We start from the raw sequence: 18,805 nt of genomic DNA, 5'->3' as shown, positions 1-18,805 counted from the left end.
AAGTTGAACAAAATTAGTTGATTTATATAGAGGAGGGATTCAGATGGCTCAAGAATATGATTTAGTCATTCTCGGAGGCGGTACAGGAGGATACGTAGCAGCAATCAGGGCTTCTCAGCTTGGGTTGAAAACTGCCATCGTTGAAAAGGGTAAGCTGGGTGGTACATGCCTTCATAAAGGCTGTATTCCAAGCAAGGCTTTACTAAGAAGTGCTGAAGTGTATGCAACTGCAAAGAAAAGTGAAAACTTCGGGATAACAGTTGGCGAGGTTGCGGTGAATTTCACCAAGGTGCAGGAAAGGAAAGAGAAGATTGTCGAGCAGCTCCATAAAGGAGTCCAGCACCTGATGAAACAGGGGAAAATCGATGTCTATGAAGGTTTGGGAAGAATCCTGGGGCCTTCTATTTTCTCACCTATGCCGGGTACGATTTCTGTAGAAATGAACAATGGCGAAGAAAACGAGATGCTAATCCCTAAAAATGTGATTGTAGCGACAGGGTCACGTCCAAGGACTCTGCCAGGGCTTGAAGCAGACGGCCAATATGTCATGACCTCTGATGAAGCACTTATCATGGAAGATCTTCCAAAGTCGATCATCATCGTTGGCGGAGGCGTCATTGGGATTGAGTGGGCTTCCATGCTTGCTGATTTCGGAACAGAAGTTACAGTCATTGAGTATGCTGATCGAATTGTCCCAACAGAAGACAAGGAAGTTTCAAGAGAGATGCAGCGCGCGATGAAGAAAAAGGGCGTGAAAATCATTACAAGCGCCAAAGTATTATCTGAGACACTTCAAAAAGGTGATGGAGTCACGATCAGTGCCGAGGTTAAAGGTGAAACGAAAGAATTCACCGCTGAAAAATTACTGGTCTCTGTTGGACGCCAGGCTAATGTTGAAGGAATTGGACTTGAGAATACAGAAATCCAGCTTGAAAGAGGCTTCATCCAGACAAACGAATTTTTCCAGACGAAGGAATCCCATATTTATGCGATTGGTGATGTCATTGGCGGACTACAGCTTGCGCACGTAGCATCTCATGAAGGGATTGTAGCTGTCGAGCATATTGCCGGGGAAAATCCTCATCCAATCGATTATACGCTAGTCTCTAAATGCATCTACAGCTCTCCAGAAGCTGCGAGCGTCGGTCTGACAGAGGATGAAGCAAAAGAAAAAGGCTTTGAAGTAAAGACTGGGAAATTCTCTTTTAAAGCAATTGGCAAGGCACTTGTTTATGGCGAATCTGACGGTTTTGTAAAAATTGTGGCTGATAAAGAAACGGATGATATTCTTGGAGTCCATATGATCGGGCCGCATGTTACTGACATGATCTCAGAAGCTGGCCTGGCAAAAGTTCTTGATGCAACTCCGTGGGAAGTTGCCCATACAATCCATCCTCACCCAACGTTGTCAGAGGCAATCGGTGAAGCGGCCCTGGCTGTGGATGGAAAAGCAATCCATTCTTAATTTTTTTTTGGGACAGAAACTCTTTTCCGAGGAGAAGAGCTGTACGAACAAATGGGAGGTATAAAAATGGCAGAAAATCGTCACGCTGCACTTGGCTTAAGTGATGAAAAGGTTATGGAAATGTATGAAACAATGCTTTTGGCCCGCCGGCTGGATGAGCGGATGTGGCTTTTGAACCGTGCCGGGAAAATTCCTTTTGTGATTTCCTGTCAGGGGCAGGAAGCAGCACAGGTAGGAGCTGCCTTTGCACTTGATCGCGAGAAGGATTATGTTCTTCCTTATTACCGTGACATGGGTGTGGTCTTAACTTTTGGCATGACGGCAAAAGATTTGATGCTTTCAGGTTTTGCCAAAGCGGAAGACCCAAACTCTGGAGGCCGCCAGATGCCTGGACACTTTGGGCAGAAGAAAAACAGAATCGTAACAGGTTCTTCACCGGTAACAACACAGGTACCTCATGCTGTTGGAATCGCACTTGCAGGTAAAATGGAGAAGAAGGACTTAGTGACATTCGTTACCTTCGGAGAAGGATCTTCCAACCAGGGCGATTTCCACGAAGGAGCTAACTTTGCGGGAGTCCATAAGCTTCCTGTCATTTTCATGGTTGAGAACAATAAATATGCAATCTCGATACCTTATGAGAGACAAGTCGCTGCAGAAAAAGTATCGGACCGTGCAATTGGTTATGGCATGCCAGGATTCACTGTGGATGGAAATGATCCTTTAGAAGTTTATAAAGTGGTAAAGGAAGCTGCTGACCGCGGACGCCTTGGTGAAGGACCGACTCTTGTCGAGGCAGTATCCTACCGTCTGACTCCACACTCATCAGATGATGATGATAGAAGCTACCGTGCGCCTGACGAAGTTGCACAGGCAAAGACGAAGGACCCTATCATTACCTTCGGCGCGTATTTAAAGGAAAATGGCCTCATGAACGATGAGAGTGAAAAGGAAATCAACGATCGAATCATGAAACTGGTCAATGAAGCAACAGATTATGCTGAAAATGCACCGTATGCAGAGCCAGAACATGCTTTGAAATACGTATATGCTGAAGAGTAAGGGGGAACGAAAATGGCGGTAATTTCTTATATAGATGCAGTGACATTGGCAATCAAAGAAGAGATGGAAAGAGACCCGAGAGTTTTTGTCCTCGGTGAAGACGTTGGTAAAAAAGGCGGGGTTTTCAAGGCTACGCAGGGCTTATACGAAAAGTTCGGGGAAGACAGGGTCATCGATGCACCGCTTGCGGAATCGGCGATTGCTGGTGTCGGAATCGGTGCGGCAATGTACGGCATGCGCCCGATTGCAGAGATGCAGTTCGCAGATTTCATCATGCCCGCTGTAAACCAGATCATCTCTGAGGCGGCAAGGATCCGTTATCGCTCAAACAATGACTGGAGCTGTCCGATGGTCATCCGTGCTCCTTATGGCGGAGGGGTCCATGGTGCACTTTACCACTCCCAGTCTGTTGAGGCCGTATTTGCGAACCAGCCTGGACTGAAAATCGTGATGCCTTCTACACCTTATGATGTTAAAGGTTTGTTGAAAGCTGCGATCAGGGATGAAGATCCGGTTTTGTTCTTTGAACACAAGCGCGCCTATCGATTGATCAAAGGCGAAGTTCCTGAGGACGATTATGTGCTACCAATCGGCAAAGCTGACGTAAAACGCGAGGGTGAAGATATCACCGTCATCACTTATGGCCTGGCAGTTCATTTTGCTCTTCAGGCAGCTGAAAGACTTGCGAAGGATGGAATTTCTGCTCACATTCTGGATCTTCGTACAGTATATCCATTGGACAAAGAAGCGATCATCGAAGCTGCATCCAAGACTGGAAAAGTCCTTCTTGTAACGGAAGACAATAAAGAAGGAAGCATCATGAGCGAAGTTTCTGCGATTATTGCTGAACACTGCTTATTCGAACTTGATGCACCGATCAAGAGGCTGGCTGGCCCGGATGTTCCTGCTATGCCGTACGCTCCTACTATGGAGAAATACTTCATGATCAACCCTGATAAAGTTGAAAAAGCAATGAGAGAGCTTGCTGAATTTTAACATAATCATATTGGAAATAGAGTGAATGGAGAAGGAGGGTCAACCTGTGGCGATCGAACAAATCAAAATGCCTCAATTAGGCGAGAGTGTTACAGAAGGAACAATCAGTAAATGGCTGGTTTCTGTAGGTGATAAAGTAAATAAATACGATCCGCTGGCCGAAGTCATGACTGACAAGGTAAATGCTGAAGTACCATCATCTTTTTCAGGAACAATCAAGGAATTGATTGCGAATGAAGGAGATACTTTTGCGGTTGGTGAAATCATTTGCACTATTGAAATAGAAGGCGGCAGCACCGAGGAAGCTCCAGCTGCAGAGAAACCTGCAGCAGAAGCTTCAACAGGTACTGCTGCACCAGCAGTATCCGGCAATGATGGAAACAGAGCAAGGTACTCACCGGCAGTACTGAAGCTTGCCCAAGAACATAATATCGACTTGACCATAGTTAATGGCACCGGGGCAGGCGGAAGGATTACCCGTAAAGATCTTCAGCAGATCATTCAATCCGGAAATATTCCTCAGCCGTCAGCCGAAGCACCTAAGGCTCAAGCTGCGGCACTGACAGAGGCTCCGGACAAGCCGGCTGCACCATCTCAGCCAGCAGCATCAGCAGCGGAAGCTCCTTCTGTACCAGTTGCTGCAGGTGATATCGAGATCCCAGTAACTGGAGTACGCAAGGCGATCGCTGCCAATATGCTGCGCAGCAAGCATGAAGCTCCGCATGCCTGGACAATGGTGGAAGTGGACGTTACAAACCTTGTAGAATACAGAAATGGTCTTAAGGATGATTTCAAGAAGAAAGAAGGCTTCAACCTTACTTTCTTTGCTTTCTTCGTTAAAGCTGTCGCACAGGCACTGAAAGAATTCCCGCAAGTCAATTCTATGTGGGCTGGCGACAAGATCATCCAGAAAAAAGATATCAATCTTTCAATCGCAGTAGCGACAGATGATGCCTTGTTCGTACCTGTCATTAAAAATGCAGACGAAAAGACAATTAAAGGCATCGGCCGTGAAATCAATGAACTTGCCCAGAAGGTACGTACCGGCAAGCTTCGTTCCGAGGACATGCAAGGCGGAACCTTCACTGTCAACAACACAGGTTCTTTCGGTTCTGTCCAATCAATGGGAATCATCAATTATCCACAGGCTGCCATCCTTCAGGTGGAGTCAATCGTTAAGCGTCCTGTCGTAATGAACAATGGCATGATCGCGGTTCGCGATATGGTAAACCTGTGCCTGTCACTTGACCATCGTGTACTGGACGGCCTTGTTTGCGGACGTTTCCTTGCAAGGGTAAAAGAAATCCTGGAAAACACATCAAAAGAGACGACATCAATCTATTAATTCAATCTAGCTAAAGACGCCCAGAACCATTCTGGGCGTTTTCCTATACGGAGTTAGATCGTTAATGTCCCTTCGTTGCTAGAATAGCATTCGTATACTAAAATAAAAGTGGAATATAAAAATTAGAATTTTATCACAATTTCATGAAGGGGGGAAGGCTGTCTGAACTTCGGACAGTGAAGTATATGACAATCGAGAGTATGAAGGCTGCCTCGTTCAATGATGCATTTTTTGAGGACTGGCAAAAGAAAGCTGCTGCTTCATTAAAAGGAAAGCCAATTGAATCACTTTATACCAATACATATGAAGATATCATGCTTAAGCCGCTTTACACAAAAGAAGATTTCCCGGATCAATTGGCTGGAGCTCTTCCAGGTGAACCAGGCTACAGGCGCGGCATCCATCCATTCGGGTATCAATCTGAGTCATGGCATATCTCGAATCGCCTTTTTTACAAGGATTTGACGGAACTGAAAGAAAAAATGGACTCTGCATTAGCAAAAGGACAAAACGCGATTTCTTTTGAGGTAAAACCTGATTTGTTCCTTGATCCTCGTGGATTGGCCGAATTCTTTGCTTCTTATAAAAATGACTACCCTTTGAGTTTGAATGCAGGATTGCTTCAAACACCGCTTCTTGCTGCATTGTCAGTTTCCTGCAAGGAGGCAGGGGCTTCAAGTGAGGTTTCAGGTTTTGTCGCAGCGGATCCTGTTGCCGAAGCGAGCCTAAATGGGGGACTTCCGAAAGAGGAACAGGAATTTTTTGCAGAATGGGCAAAGGTGCTGGAGGAAGCAGACCAGCAATTGCCACAATTAAAAACAGTGCTCGCTAATACCGTCCCTTATCATGACAGCGGAGCAAGTGCGGTTCAGGAACTTGCTGCCGGCATTTCCACCGGGGTATACCTGCTGCAGCAACTGCTTGACCAGGGCTGGGAATTGAAGAAAGCGTTGTCAAAATTCGTGTTCCACTTTGCGATAGGCTCGAACTTCTTCATGGAAACAGCCAAGCTCAGGGCTGCCAGGATTCTATGGAGTAAAATAGCGGAAGCATACGGTGCCGAACCAGGAGACCAGAAAATGGTTCTATCAGCTGAGACTTCAAGGTACACGAAAACGATCTTTGATCCATATGTAAACATGCTCAGGACTGGGAATGAGGCCTTTGCTGCAGTACTGGGAGGCATACAGTACCTGCACACTGGAAGCTTCGAGGAAGCAACAGGAACAGTTAGTGCCTTCTCTGAAAGGGTTGCCCGCAATACACAGCTGGTCCTTAAATCAGAGGCGCATCTCGAAAAAGTAGCCGACCCTGCAGGAGGATCGTGGTATATTGAATCGTTGACAAATGAACTGGCTGAAAAGGCGTGGAATCTTTTCCTTGAGCTGGATGGCATGGGAGGGATTTATGAGGCTCTGAGGTCCGGATGGCTCCAGGAACAGATTGCAAAGACGGCTGATGCCCGTGAACAGGATGTTTTTAAGAGGAAAAAGAGCATCATCGGGACAAATTTTTATGCCAATCTTTCGGAAGCTGTCAGCCAGCCTCTAGTTAAGGATAGAAAAAGCCAATATTTTGGAGGCACCCTTGCGGACAGTGTGAGAATGATTGAGTCAGGGGATTCTCTATTAAAAAGATTGGAAGAGATAGAACAAAGCTTCACGCCATTAGAATCCAAACGTTTATCACAACCATTTGAAAAACTGAGATTCAGGGCAAATGGACTTGAGAAAATGGGGCAGCGTCCGGTGGTTGGCTTAATCTGCCTGGATCAGCTGAAAAAGCACAAGCCAAGGGCGGATTTTATTTCGGGTCTTTTATCAGCGGGTGGCATTCATGCACTAAGGAGCGACGAAATCCATACAGTTCAGGAAGCGTTGGAATTCATCAAAGCATCGAGTGCAAAACAATTTATCATTTGCGGTGACCAGACTTCCTACAATTCATTCGGACCCGAGCTGGCGCTGGAAATCAAGAAAGAGTATGATGTAAAGCTTTATCTGGCAGGTATCCCAGAGGAAAGAGAAAGCGAATGGCACACTGCCGGAATCCAGGATTTCCTGCATGTAAGAAGCAATGCTTACCAGTCGCTATCATCGATCCTTCAAGAAATGGAGGCAGGCACCAATGCAAAAGCCTGATTTTACAAAAGTCACTTTATTTGCTGATGAGAAAAAGGAAGGCAAGGAGCAGGTTGACACTCATATAAAAGAAAAGCTCGAAGATTTGTTATTTGAGACAAATGAACAGATCAAAGTGAAGGCTGTATATACACAAGAAGATTTCGAGTCTGTTAAGCATCTGGATGGTATGCCCGGTCTGCCGCCTTACACAAGGGGACCGTATCCAGCGATGTATGTAAACCGTCCATGGACGGTAAGACAGTATGCGGGATTTTCAACTGCTGAAGAAAGCAACGCATTTTACAGACGGAACCTTGCGATGGGACAAAAAGGTTTGTCTGTTGCCTTTGACCTTGCGACCCACAGGGGATACGATTCTGACCATCCTCGGGTGGAAGGTGATGTCGGCAAAGCCGGTGTCGCGATCGACTCCATCCTGGATATGAAAATCCTGTTTGATGGAATTCCGCTAGACCAGATGTCTGTGTCAATGACAATGAACGGAGCTGTCCTGCCGATCATGGCATTCTTTATAGTGACAGCCGAGGAACAGGGCGTGACGCAGGATCAATTATCCGGTACGATCCAGAATGATATCCTGAAGGAATACATGGTCAGGAACACCTATATTTACCCGCCGGAAATGTCAATGAAGATCATCGCTGATATTTTCGAATACACGTCCAAATACATGCCTAAATTCAATTCAATCAGTATTTCAGGCTATCATATGCAGGAAGCCGGAGCACCGGCGGATATTGAACTGGCATATACCCTGGCAGATGGCCTTGAATATGTGCGGACAGGCCTGAAAGCCGGCATTGATATCGATTCATTCGCTCCGAGATTAAGTTTCTTCTGGGCGATTGGCATGAACTATTTCATGGAAGTCGCCAAAATGAGGGCGGCGAGATTTATTTGGGCAAAAATGATCAAGACGTTCAATCCGAAAAACGAAAAGTCAATGGCTTTGAGGACACATTCACAGACATCTGGATGGAGCCTGACCGAGCAGGATCCATATAATAACGTACTCCGTACATTGGTGGAGGCACATGCCGCTGCGATGGGCCATACACAATCCTTGCACACCAACGCACTTGATGAAGCAATCGCGCTGCCAACGGATTTTTCTGCCCGTATTGCCCGCAACACACAATTGTTTTTGCAGGAAGAGACCGGGATAACAAAAGTGATTGATCCATGGGCAGGAAGCTATTATGTAGAAAGCCTGACAGACGCACTGATTGAGAGAGCCTGGGAGCATATTGAAGAGATTGAAAATCTTGGCGGGATGGCCAAGGCAATCGAAACGGGTTTGCCTAAGATGCGCATTGAAGAAGCAGCTGCAAGACGCCAGGCTCAAATTGACTCTGGTAAGGAAACAATTATCGGGGTGAATAAATACAGGCTTGAACAGGAGGATCCTCTTGAAATACTAGATATTGATAACTCCGCTGTTCGCGCGAAACAGATTGAAAGGCTCAAGCAGTTAAAAGAAAATCGTGATGATGAAAAAGTAGAATCCGCTTTGAATGATCTGGCTGCTGTGGCTGAAACTGGAGAAGGCAATCTTCTCGAGTATGCAGTAAGGGCAGCACGGGCAAGGGCGACACTGGGAGAGATTTCAGATGCCATCGAAAAAGCGGCAGGAAGGCATAAAGCAGTGATTCGGTCAGTTAGCGGGGTATACAGTGCAGCCTTCACGAATGAAGAAGAAATTTCCGAAGTACAGCAAATGACGGCAGAGTTCCTCGAAAATGAAGGACGCAGACCGCGAATCATGATTGCCAAGATGGGTCAGGATGGCCATGACCGGGGGGCTAAAGTCATTTCAACCGCTTTTGCAGACTTAGGCTTTGATGTCGATATCGGGCCGCTTTTCCAGACACCGGAAGAAACAGCCATCCAGGCAGTGGAAAACGATGTTCACGCCATTGGAATCAGCTCTCTGGCAGCTGGGCATAAAACGCTATTGCCACAGCTTGTAAATGAGCTGAAAAAGCTTGGACGTGATGACATTGTCGTCATCGTTGGCGGAGTCATCCCTGCCCAGGACTACCAGTTTTTATATGATAATGGAGCCAGCGCGATTTTTGGGCCGGGAACGATCATTCCGGTTGCAGCCCAAAAAGTGTTGCGGACCATCTATGAGCGCCTGGGCTACGAGGAAGTGTCCCACTAATGAAGGACGAAAAAAAGCCTGAATGGTTTGACCCGGGGAAGGCTGATTCCTTTTCAAGCACCGTGAAGCCGGGAGTATCAGGGAATGGTCATGGTAATGAACTTCCTGCAAAAGCAGGACGTTTCATAAAAAAAACAGCAGCACGTAAAATAGATCCTGATTCTCTGGCGGCTGAAATCATGGATGGGAACAGGACGGCACTGGCAAAAGGAATCACCTTGATTGAAAGCAATGCGGAGCGTGATTTTCAATACGCGCAATCTCTTTTGCAAAGCCTTCTTCCTCGATCAGGAAAATCCATCAGGATTGGCATCACAGGTGTACCGGGAGCTGGGAAGAGCACCTTTATTGAAAGCTTCGGCAGCTATCTGTGCGAGCTGGGACACAAGGTTGCAGTACTCGCTGTGGATCCTACCTCAAGTTTGACGGGCGGAAGTATCCTGGGAGATAAAACTCGGATGGAAAAGCTTGCGAGAAATCCGCGGGCATTCATCCGTCCCTCTCCATCCGGAGGGAAACTTGGGGGTGTACACCGTAAGACGAGGGAAACGATGCTTGTCTGTGAAGCAGCAGGCTTTGATGTCATCCTGGTTGAAACGGTCGGTGTCGGACAGAGCGAAGTCATAGTCAGGGATATGGTCGATTTCTTCATGCTGCTTGTCCTCACGGGTGCAGGTGACGAACTCCAGGGCATGAAAAAAGGAATCATGGAACTTGCGGATTCCGTTATTGTCAATAAAGCAGATGGTCAAAATGAACAGGCTGCCAAAAAGACAAAAGAAGAATATAATAGGATTCTTCATTTCCTGCAGCCGGCAACGAAGGGGTGGCAAACGACCGCTTTAACGAGTTCTGCGCTGTATGATAAAGGGAACGACGAGATATGGAAAATGATTTCTGACTTCTCGAGCCTTACAAAGAAAAGCGGGATTTTTGAGATGAGAAGAAGGGCGCAGACTAAGGAGTGGCTGAATGATCTGATCATCGACCAGCTTCAGATGAATTTTTTTCAGCACTCAGCAATCAAAAGTTTGCTGCCGAAAATAGAAAATGAAGTGATTTCAGGAAACAGGCCAGTCGCCTCTGGAGTCGATGAGTTATTCAAGGCCTTTTTCGAAGCGAAAAAATAAGCTGTCCAATGTGGACAGCTTATTGATTTTCATCAAAAAAAAGCGGACAACGGAATATGCCGTTGTCCTTCATCTAGGGAGTTTAGGGGTATGGATCTAGCTGTATTGTTACCTTTCCCGGATTTCCTGGCAGTTAAACATACTTTGAAAAATTTATTTTAATTGGTATCATTATTTATGTACTATTTAATTCCGAGCAGAGGAGAGGTTGATCAATGAGCATGGATTTTAATTTTTTCATGAATGATGTAGTCCGCCAGGCACGCCAGGAAATCTCGGCAGCTGGATATACAGAACTGACCACTAGTGAAGAAGTAGAAGAGGCTTTGGCCAAAGAGGGTACGACACTTGTAATGGTGAATTCCGTTTGCGGATGTGCCGGGGGCATCGCCCGTCCAGCGGCAGCGCATTCTCTTCACTACGATAAACGCCCTGACCAACTTGTTACAGTTTTTGCAGGCCAGGATAAGGAAGCTACTGAAAAGGCTCGGAGTTATTTCACAGGATTTCCGCCTTCATCTCCTTCCTTTGCGCTTTTGAAGGATGGAAAGCTTTGCAGGATGATCGAGCGCCACGAAATCGAAGGCCACGATCCAATGCAGGTAGTGAATAAACTTCAGGATGCGTTCGAAGAATATTGCGAAGAAGTTTAATTTTTGGTTAGAATCCCATACTAAATGGGGTTCTTTTTTATTTTATTAGGATTATATTTAAAAATCATATTGCATAAATATAAGGATGTGTTAAAATGCATTATGTTGAATATTTATTATCAATTGTTTCTGCTTGAAAAAGTAATGAGTTTCGATAATAATATATTTATTATTTTAAAAAATAAGAAATTTTCGAAAAAATTATAGGAGGAAAACAAGTGAAAAAGTCATTATCTATTCTTATGATTACGATTTTAATGATGGGAGTTTTAGCTGCATGCGGTACCGCTACTGAGGAAAAAGAAAACGCAGGCGGAAATGGTGAAGAAAAGAAAGTTCTAACAATGGGAACTTCAGCTGACTACCCGCCATTTGAATACGTCGAAACAGCCAAAAGCGATGAAATTATCGGTTTCGATGTTGATCTCGCGAACCTGATCGCAAATGAATTAGGATACGAAGTAGAAATCAAGGACATGGACTTCAATGGATTGATCGGTGCTATCCAGGCTGACCGTGTCGACTTTGTCATGGCAGGTATGACTCCAACAGAAGAACGTAAAGAAAGCGTCGACTTTTCCGATGTGTATTACACAGCGAAGCATATGATCGTTTCAGCAAAAGACAGCAACATAAAGTCAATTGAAGACCTTGAAGGCAAAACAGTTGGCGTTCAGCTTTCTTCTATCCAGGAAGGCAAAGCAGAAGAAATCGGGAAAACAGTGAAAATCAAAGTTGAAAAACGCACAAGAATTCCTGAGCTGGTACAGGAAATCAAGGCTGGACGCATTGACGCAGCAATCATCGAGGATACAGTTGCAGAAGGATACTTCAAGAACAATCCTGATCTTGCAGGTTTCACAATCGAAGACGGAAATGAAGAAGAAGCCGGTTCAGCCATCGCATTCCCTAAAGGAAGTAAGCTGACTGAAGAGTTCAACAAAGTCCTTAAAGAAAAAATGGAAAATGGCGAAGTAGAAAAGCTGGTTATTAAATGGTTTGGCGGAGAAAAGTAAAATGGAAACTGGGCGTTCAGAGTGCATTTGACTTCTGGGCGCCTTTCTCCTTCATGAAATAAAAAGAGAGGGCTGTTACGATTATGAATCTCGATTTTACCGCCATACTTCCTTCAATGCCATATATTTTGAAGGGAATTGGCGTCACACTAAAAATAGTATTGGTTGCAGGCCTTCTTGGCTTTGCGTTTGGTATCATTCTTGCAATTTTTAAAATCAGCAAATTTAAAGCACTCAACTGGTTTGCAGATATTTATACATCGATTTTCCGCGGAACACCGCTTATTTTGCAGCTTATGATCATTTATTACGGAGCCCCGCAGATTATTGGCTTTGAGATTTCATCTTACACTGCAGCAGTTGCGTCTTTTTCTTTGAATTCTGCAGCATACATTTCTGAAATCATCCGTGCCGGAATTTTGGCGGTTGATAAAGGTCAGAAGGAAGCTGCAATGGCTCTTGGTGTACCTGGGAATAGAATGATGAAGGATATCATCCTGCCTCAAGCAATGAAAAATATCCTCCCTGCATTGATGAATGAATTCATCACTCTTACAAAGGAATCTGCAATCGTTACAGTCATTGCCGTTGATGATATCATGCGAAGGGCGTATATTGTTGGCGGTGAGCAGTATAGATTTTTTGAGCCGTTCATTTTTGCCGGTCTCATCTACTATCTCATGGTCATCTCCTTAACATTCATCGGTAAGCTAGTTGAAAGGAGAATGAGACAAAGTGATTAAAGTACAAAATCTTAATAAATCATTTGGCAAGCTTGAAGTTCTAAAAGGAATCTCAACGACAATCGATAACGGGGAGGTCGTTGCCATCGTCGGGCCTTCAGGATCAGGGAAATCAACGTTCCTCCGCTGCCTGAATTTACTTGAGCAGCCGACTAGCGGACAAATCCTGATTGGCGCCGATGATGTTACCGATAAGAAAACGAACATTATGAAAGTCCGTGAAAATGTCGGCATGGTGTTCCAGCACTTTCATCTGTTCCCGCATATGACCGTTTTGCAAAACATTACCTATGCGCCGATAAAGGTTAAAGGTATGTCCAAGGCAGAAGCAGAAAAGCATGGTCTTGAACTTCTTAAAAAAGTGGGACTCTCTGAAAAAGCAAATGAATATCCGAACAGATTGTCTGGAGGGCAAAAGCAGCGTGTAGCAATCGCCCGGGCGCTGGCGATGAACCCTGAAGTCATGCTTTTCGATGAGCCTACTTCTGCACTGGATCCGGAAATGGTCAAAGAGGTGCTTGAGGTCATGAAGTCTCTGGCTCACACTGGCATGACGATGGCCATTGTCACACATGAAATGGGCTTTGCACGTGAAGTGGCTGACCGCGTTCTTTTCCTGGATGGCGGTGTACTGGTGGAAGATGCTCCTCCAGCAGAATTCTTCAGCAGTCCGAAAAGCAGCAGGGCAAAAGAGTTTCTTGAGAAAATGCTGTAAATCCCTGCGGCTTGCTTTTATAAACGATGACGTATCTGATAAACTATGGATGATCATATCTGAATGGTATGATCATTTTTTTATTTGGTTTGATGATCAGCAATGAGACTGAAAGGACTCGCTTTCGTTGATCCAGTAAAAGTTTGATTGATAGGAGAATATACGGTGAAATTCAGAATTGGTTATCGGACTTTAAAAACAGCACTTGGTACGGCGCTCTCCATCGTCGTTGCCCAGCTTTTTGGCTTCGAGAATTACGTTTCAGCAGGCATCCTGACCATCCTCTGTATCCAGGTGACAAAAAAGAGGTCGCTGCAGGCATCATGGCACCGGTTCCTCGCCTGCATCATTGCGATGGCCTTCTCAGCGGTGTTTTTTGAGGGCATTGCCTACCATCCGCTTGTGATTGGATTGCTGCTGTTGTTCTTCATCCCGACCGTCGTCATGTTCAGAGCAAAAGAGGGAGTGGTATCCAGCAGTGTCATCATCATGCATATCTACTCTGCTGGAAAAGTAACAGGTGCTCTTTTATTCAACGAATTGGGAATCATCACAATTGGAATAGGTGTAGCGTTGATCATGAACCTTTATATGCCAAGTGTCGATTACAAGCTGGAGCATTATCAAAGAGAAATCGAGGCCCAGTTCAAGAAAATTTTCAGCGAAATTGCCAAATACCTTAAAAATAATGATTCCAGCTGGGATGGAAGGGAACTGACGGAGACTGCCGTGCTGATTGAAAAAGCAAAAGGCCTGGCGATCCAGGATGTCGAAAACAATATTTTGAGAGATGAGAACTTGTATTATCAGTATTTTAAAATAAGAGAAAAGCAATTTGAAATAATCGAGCGGGTGCTGCCATCGATCACCTCGATCCCTCAGCATGTGGAGCAGGCTAATATGGTCGCGGGGTTTATCGAGGATCTGGCTAAAGGAATCCATCCGGGTAATACGGTATTATTTTACCTGGAAAAATTGTTGAGGATGAAATCCGTATTTGAGAATATGGAACTGCCGAAAACCAGGGAGGAATTCGAGGCGAGGGCTGCCCTGCTTCATTTCGTCAATGAAATGGAACAGTTCCTTTTGTTGAAACGATCATTTAAAGGCCTGAATACTGGCAAGGATAAAAGTCAGCCTGCCGCGGCAAACTAACGGAAAAAGACGACGGAGGGATTAGCATGCCGGTGTTTATCTCCATGCTTCTAGCAGTTTTCATCTTTTCGCCTGTCTGGCCGCTGGGAACAAATCCGCTGCCGGGGGACCCATTTGTGATTGTGAATAAAAAAACGAACGAGGTCGCATTGATCAATGAGAACAGAGTGCAGACAGTTGTCAGCGCGGCAACTGGGAAATCAGAGGACCTGACACCTGAAGGTCTTTTCACAGTAACAGTTAAAGCTCCTGACCCGTATTATCGCAAGAAGGATATTCCGGGAGGTGACCCTAAAAATCCGCTGGGCAGCAGATGGATTGGGTTTGACGCTGAGAACACAGATGGCCGAACATATGGAATTCATGGAACGAATGACCCGGCAAGTATCGGCAAAAAAGTTTCCGGAGGGTGTATAAGGCTGCAGAACGAGGCAGTCGAATCACTATATGATTACATACCATTAGGCACAAAGATCCTCATTACATCATCACAGAAAAGCTTCATAGAACTGGGGCAGGAGCACGGCGCCATCAGTAAATAAAATAAAGGGCTGCCAGCTGGCAGCCCTTTGCTTATTTTATATACATTATAGGAAAGTAGCTAATCCCATTAGAAGGGTTGAAGCTAGCATAGTAAAAAGCATGACATATACTACGACCTTTCTGATATTCGGCTTTCGCATTAAAGAGATCCCCCTTCCAAAGCTTCAAATTCTATCTCTATTATTTTACATCCCCAGAACCATTTCAACAACCCTTTTAGTGGAAGCATTTAGACACGGTATAAAAGTATTATGTCAATCATAATGCAGAAATTACTATTTAAATAAGGAGGATTTGTGACATTTTTGTCGAATAATATAACAGTTAAATATATTTAAATAATATTTGGAGGGGATTACATGATTAAAAAGGTCGACCATATCGGCATTGCTGTCAAATCTATTGAGCATGCCCTCCCATTTTATACAGATGTGCTGAAACTGCCATTACTGGGGATCGAGGAAGTAGACAGCGAAATGGTGAAAGTGGCTTTCCTGAAAGCCGGAGAAACGAAGCTTGAGATTCTTGAGCCTCTATCGGAGGAAAGCGCAATCGCACGTTTTATTGAAAAGCGTGGAGAAGGAATTCACCATGTTGCACTTGGTGTGGAATCAATCGAGGAAAGAATCAGAGATATGAAGGAAAGCGGAATCAAGATGATACAGGATGTTCCGAAAAAAGGTGCTGGGGGAGCGCTTGTAGCATTCATGCACCCTAAATCTACCGGCAGCATTTTATACGAACTTTGCGAGAAAAACAGGGAGGCTGAATAAAATGCCAGACATCTATGAAAAAATCAATGAACTATATGATAGACGCAGGGAAATTGAATTGGGCGGCGGCGACGACCGGATTGAAAAGCAGCATGAAAAAGGCAAGCTGACAGCTCGTGAACGAATTGAACTTCTTGTCGATCCAGGAAGTTTTGTGGAATTGAATCCTTTTATTCAGCATCGGAGCACTGACTTTGGGCTTGAGAATCAGAAGGGTCCCGGAGATGGAGTGGTAACCGGTTATGGAAAAGTGAATGGCAGGCCTATCTATCTGTTTTCACAGGATTTCACCGTGTTTGGCGGAGCTTTGGGTGAAATGCATGCAAAGAAAATCGCCAATGTCATGGATCTGGCAGCCAAGAATGGTGCTCCCTTTGTCGGACTGAATGATTCCGGCGGGGCAAGAATCCAAGAGGGTGTTGTTTCTCTAGATGGGTACGGCCATATTTTCTACCGGAATTCGATTTATTCAGGGGTCATTCCGCAGATTTCTGTCATCATGGGACCATGCGCAGGGGGAGCCGTTTATTCACCGGCTATCACTGATTTTGTGTTCATGGTTGAAAAAACAAGTCAGATGTTCATCACCGGCCCTAAAGTAATTGAAACAGTTACGGGTGAAAAGATCTCCGCAGAAGATTTAGGCGGTGCAATCGTACATAATACAATCAGCGGCAACGCTCATTTCCATGGCCAGTCTGAAGAAGAAACATTGGGGCAGGTAAGATTGCTGCTGAGCTATCTGCCGCAAAGCTATGAAGAAAAGCCGCCGCGTCTTGAAGCGGATGAGCAGGATGATTACCGTCCGGACCTGACAGACGTGATTCCATTTGACGCTATCAGACCATATGATGTGCGCAAAGTAATCGAGCAGGTAGTGGATGCGGATTCGTTCCTGGAAATACAGAAGGACTTTGCCAAAAACATCGTGATTGGACTTGCAAGAATCAAAGGGGAAGTTGTCGGCCTAGTCTGCAACCAGCCAAAGGTGATGGCAGGAGGACTTGATATCGATTCTTCCGATAAAGCGTCTCGATTCATCAGATTCTGCGATTCATTCAATATCCCGATCATTACATTTGAAGATGTGACAGGATTTTTCCCTGGAATTAAGCAGGAGCATGGCGGCATCATCCGACACGGCGCAAAAATCCTCTACGCCTATTCAGAAGCGACTGTTCCTAAACTTACCGTAATTTTACGGAAAGCATATGGCGGCGCGTATGTTGCATTGAATAGTAAATCCATTGGGGCGGACCTTGTTTTTGCGTGGCCAAATGCCGAAATTGCAGTTATGGGGCCGCAGGGCGCCGCGAATATTATTTTTGCGAAGGAAATCCAGAACAGTGAAAATCCAGAACAGACAAGACAGCAAAAAATCGATGAGTATCGTGAAAAATTTGCGAATCCATATGTCGCTGCCAGCCAGGGCATGGTCGATGACGTCATTGATCCGCGTGACACACGAATCAAACTGATTCAGGCCCTTGAGATGCTTCGGACAAAGAAAGAAGATAGACCGGGCAAAAAGCATGGCAACATTCCGCTATAGGATTTAGGATTTGGTGTTGCCATTCAATTAGCGTTATACTCAAGTAGTATATACATAATTGGAGGTAGGCTTTGATGATTAACAACGAACGTTTATTGAATGAGTTTTTAGAGCTTGTCCAAATTGATTCTGAAACAAAGTATGAAACTGAAATCGCCCGCGTTCTCAAGCAAAAATTCGAGGATCTTGGGGTTGAAGTATTCGAAGATGATACGACAGCGCAAACGGGTCATGGTGCAGGAAATCTAATCTGCACATTGGAAGGGACAAAAGAAGGTGTTGATACCATCTACTTCACTTCCCACATGGATACAGTCGTACCCGCAAAGGGTGTAAAGCCATCCATCAAAGATGGTTATGTCGTAACAGATGGAACAACCATTCTTGGTGCGGATGACAAAACGGGACTTGCGGTCATGCTTGAAACAATCCGTGTCCTGAAAGAACAATCCATTCCTCATGGAACGATCCAGTTCATCATTACTGTCGGGGAAGAATCGGGACTTGTTGGTGCCAAGGCATTGGATTCTTCTCTGGTAAAAGCGAAATATGGATATGCACTCGACAGTGATGGGAAGGTAGGAAACATCATTGTCGCAGCTCCTACTCAGGCGAAAGTGTCTGCTGTCATCCATGGCAAAACCGCACACGCTGGTGTTGCTCCTGAAAAAGGTGTATCCGCAATCACAATTGCAGCCAAAGCAGTTGCCAGAATGCCGCTTGGCCGCATTGATGAAGAAACAACTGCAAACATTGGCCGTTTCCAGGGCGGAACACAGACAAACATCGTTGCCGACCGAGCAGAAATCCTTGCTGAAGCCCGTTCCCTAATCCCTGAAAAGATGGAAGCGCAAGTGGCGAAAATGAAGGAAGCATTCGAGTCAGCTGCACAGGAAATGGGCGGCAAAGCAGAAGTTGATGTCCAGGTCATGTATCCAGGCTTCAAATTCGGCGAAGGTGACCTGGTAGTCGAACTTGCTAAAAAAGCTGCCGCAAAAATCGGCAGAAGCTCTGAATTGCTTCACAGCGGCGGCGGAAGCGATGCAAACGTCATTGCTGGCTTTGGTATTCCGACAGTCAACCTTGCTGTAGGATATGAAGAAATCCACACAACGAATGAAAGAATGCCAATCGAAGAGCTGGAGAAGCTTGCCGAAATGGTCATCGCTTTGATTCAAGAAGTAGCAGCACAATAAACCAAATGGCTTCCCTGCAGGGGGAAGCCATTTTTTATACGAACATACAGTGTTTAATAGACATTTTGAAGAATGGCGATAGGCAAAATGTCCAAGAACTGAGCTTTAATAGACATTTCAGGGAAAGCGGCAGTCAAAATGTCCAAGAACTGA

Annotated in this window: 17 protein-coding genes; 16 read left to right on the top strand and 1 reads right to left on the bottom strand. The window is 45.2% G+C overall.

Translation table 11 applies throughout. The features are described 5' to 3' along the window. Window positions 1-43: 43 nt before the first annotated feature. From lpdA to QNH36_RS16280, 13 genes are all read left to right on the top strand, one after another. Complete coding sequence (lpdA, locus tag QNH36_RS16340; RefSeq protein ID WP_144476439.1) at window positions 44-1,465, top strand: dihydrolipoyl dehydrogenase; 1,422 nt, start codon at window positions 44-46, stop codon at window positions 1,463-1,465. A 66-nt stretch (window positions 1,466-1,531) separates the two neighbouring features. Then, window positions 1,532-2,527: a thiamine pyrophosphate-dependent dehydrogenase E1 component subunit alpha gene (locus QNH36_RS16335; RefSeq protein ID WP_283903815.1), complete on the top strand. Its 996-nt coding sequence runs from the start codon at window positions 1,532-1,534 to the stop codon at window positions 2,525-2,527. Between the two features lie 12 nt (window positions 2,528-2,539). Further along, window positions 2,540-3,523, top strand: coding sequence for an alpha-ketoacid dehydrogenase subunit beta (locus QNH36_RS16330; protein ID WP_144476445.1), 984 nt, complete (start codon window positions 2,540-2,542; stop codon window positions 3,521-3,523). Between the two features lie 46 nt (window positions 3,524-3,569). Continuing rightward, window positions 3,570-4,868, top strand: coding sequence for a dihydrolipoamide acetyltransferase family protein (locus tag QNH36_RS16325; RefSeq protein WP_283903814.1), 1,299 nt, complete (start codon window positions 3,570-3,572; stop codon window positions 4,866-4,868). A gap of 185 nt (window positions 4,869-5,053) precedes the next feature. Continuing rightward, on the top strand, window positions 5,054-7,009 hold the full coding sequence (locus QNH36_RS16320) for a methylmalonyl-CoA mutase family protein (RefSeq protein ID WP_283903813.1): 1,956 nt from the start codon (window positions 5,054-5,056) through the stop codon (window positions 7,007-7,009). Continuing rightward, window positions 6,996-9,176, top strand: a complete 2,181-nt coding sequence (gene scpA / locus QNH36_RS16315; RefSeq protein WP_283903812.1) for a methylmalonyl-CoA mutase — start codon at window positions 6,996-6,998, stop codon at window positions 9,174-9,176. The genes QNH36_RS16320 and scpA overlap by 14 nt, the downstream gene beginning before the upstream one ends. Beyond that, the gene (meaB, locus tag QNH36_RS16310; protein ID WP_283903811.1) at window positions 9,176-10,306 is read left to right on the top strand and encodes a methylmalonyl Co-A mutase-associated GTPase MeaB; all 1,131 of its coding nucleotides are present in this window, start codon (window positions 9,176-9,178) and stop codon (window positions 10,304-10,306) included. The genes scpA and meaB overlap by 1 nt, the downstream gene beginning before the upstream one ends. 215 nt (window positions 10,307-10,521) lie before the next feature. After that, entirely contained in the window at window positions 10,522-10,959 is a 438-nt protein-coding gene (locus QNH36_RS16305) for a BrxA/BrxB family bacilliredoxin (protein ID WP_144476459.1), read from the top strand. 218 nt (window positions 10,960-11,177) lie between these two features. Further along, entirely contained in the window at window positions 11,178-11,975 is a 798-nt protein-coding gene (locus tag QNH36_RS16300) for a transporter substrate-binding domain-containing protein (RefSeq protein ID WP_144476461.1), read from the top strand. A gap of 83 nt (window positions 11,976-12,058) precedes the next feature. After that, window positions 12,059-12,718 carry an amino acid ABC transporter permease gene (locus QNH36_RS16295; RefSeq protein ID WP_144476464.1) on the top strand — a complete coding sequence of 220 codons (660 nt, stop codon included), beginning with the start codon at window positions 12,059-12,061 and terminating at the stop codon, window positions 12,716-12,718. Then, entirely contained in the window at window positions 12,711-13,433 is a 723-nt protein-coding gene (locus tag QNH36_RS16290; RefSeq protein WP_144476467.1) for an amino acid ABC transporter ATP-binding protein, read from the top strand. The genes QNH36_RS16295 and QNH36_RS16290 overlap by 8 nt, the downstream gene beginning before the upstream one ends. A gap of 165 nt (window positions 13,434-13,598) precedes the next feature. Then, window positions 13,599-14,588 carry an aromatic acid exporter family protein gene (locus QNH36_RS16285; protein WP_283903810.1) on the top strand — a complete coding sequence of 330 codons (990 nt, stop codon included), beginning with the start codon at window positions 13,599-13,601 and terminating at the stop codon, window positions 14,586-14,588. Between the two features lie 26 nt (window positions 14,589-14,614). Next, complete coding sequence (locus QNH36_RS16280) at window positions 14,615-15,130, top strand: L,D-transpeptidase (RefSeq protein ID WP_144476473.1); 516 nt, start codon at window positions 14,615-14,617, stop codon at window positions 15,128-15,130. A 45-nt stretch (window positions 15,131-15,175) separates the two neighbouring features. Here QNH36_RS16280 and prli42 read toward each other — a convergent pair whose 3' ends face one another. After that, complete coding sequence (gene prli42 / locus QNH36_RS16275; protein WP_186326750.1) at window positions 15,176-15,271, bottom strand: stressosome-associated protein Prli42; 96 nt, start codon at window positions 15,269-15,271, stop codon at window positions 15,176-15,178. A gap of 219 nt (window positions 15,272-15,490) precedes the next feature. On the opposite strand from prli42, the gene mce reads away from it, so the two are divergent. The 3 genes from mce to QNH36_RS16260 all read left to right on the top strand — a co-directional run bounded on the left by mce (window position 15,491) and on the right by QNH36_RS16260 (window position 18,652). After that, on the top strand, window positions 15,491-15,904 hold the full coding sequence (mce, locus tag QNH36_RS16270) for a methylmalonyl-CoA epimerase (protein ID WP_283903809.1): 414 nt from the start codon (window positions 15,491-15,493) through the stop codon (window positions 15,902-15,904). A 1-nt stretch (window position 15,905) separates the two neighbouring features. Beyond that, entirely contained in the window at window positions 15,906-17,456 is a 1,551-nt protein-coding gene (locus QNH36_RS16265) for an acyl-CoA carboxylase subunit beta (protein WP_144476479.1), read from the top strand. A 74-nt stretch (window positions 17,457-17,530) separates the two neighbouring features. Next, window positions 17,531-18,652 (top strand): tripeptidase T, encoded by a 1,122-nt coding sequence (locus QNH36_RS16260; protein WP_283903808.1) that lies wholly within the window; start codon window positions 17,531-17,533, stop codon window positions 18,650-18,652. The last annotated feature ends 153 nt before the right edge of the window (window positions 18,653-18,805 follow it).

It is taken from the genome of Mesobacillus sp. AQ2 (genome assembly GCF_030122805.1).
Classification (GTDB): Bacteria; Bacillota; Bacilli; order Bacillales; family Cytobacillaceae; genus Mesobacillus; species Mesobacillus oceanisediminis_A.
This window is presented reverse-complemented; position numbering and strand designations above follow the sequence as displayed.

Bases quoted from the DNA above. Each gene is read 5' to 3' on its own strand.
- lpdA (WP_144476439.1), top strand. From the start codon at position 44: ATGGCTCAAGAATATGATTTAGTCATTCTCGGAGGCGGTACAGGAGGA.
- QNH36_RS16335 (WP_283903815.1), top strand. From the start codon at position 1,532: ATGGCAGAAAATCGTCACGCTGCACTTGGCTTAAGTGATGAAAAGGTT.
- QNH36_RS16330 (WP_144476445.1), top strand. From the start codon at position 2,540: ATGGCGGTAATTTCTTATATAGATGCAGTGACATTGGCAATCAAAGAA.
- QNH36_RS16320 (WP_283903813.1), top strand. From the start codon at position 5,054: ATGACAATCGAGAGTATGAAGGCTGCCTCGTTCAATGATGCATTTTTT.
- scpA (WP_283903812.1), top strand. From the start codon at position 6,996: ATGCAAAAGCCTGATTTTACAAAAGTCACTTTATTTGCTGATGAGAAA.
- meaB (WP_283903811.1), top strand. From the start codon at position 9,176: ATGAAGGACGAAAAAAAGCCTGAATGGTTTGACCCGGGGAAGGCTGAT.
- QNH36_RS16305 (WP_144476459.1), top strand. From the start codon at position 10,522: ATGAGCATGGATTTTAATTTTTTCATGAATGATGTAGTCCGCCAGGCA.
- QNH36_RS16295 (WP_144476464.1), top strand. From the start codon at position 12,059: ATGAATCTCGATTTTACCGCCATACTTCCTTCAATGCCATATATTTTG.
- QNH36_RS16280 (WP_144476473.1), top strand. From the start codon at position 14,615: ATGCCGGTGTTTATCTCCATGCTTCTAGCAGTTTTCATCTTTTCGCCT.
- prli42 (WP_186326750.1), bottom strand. From the start codon at position 15,271: ATGCGAAAGCCGAATATCAGAAAGGTCGTAGTATATGTCATGCTTTTT.
- mce (WP_283903809.1), top strand. From the start codon at position 15,491: ATGATTAAAAAGGTCGACCATATCGGCATTGCTGTCAAATCTATTGAG.
- QNH36_RS16265 (WP_144476479.1), top strand. From the start codon at position 15,906: ATGCCAGACATCTATGAAAAAATCAATGAACTATATGATAGACGCAGG.
- QNH36_RS16260 (WP_283903808.1), top strand. From the start codon at position 17,531: ATGATTAACAACGAACGTTTATTGAATGAGTTTTTAGAGCTTGTCCAA.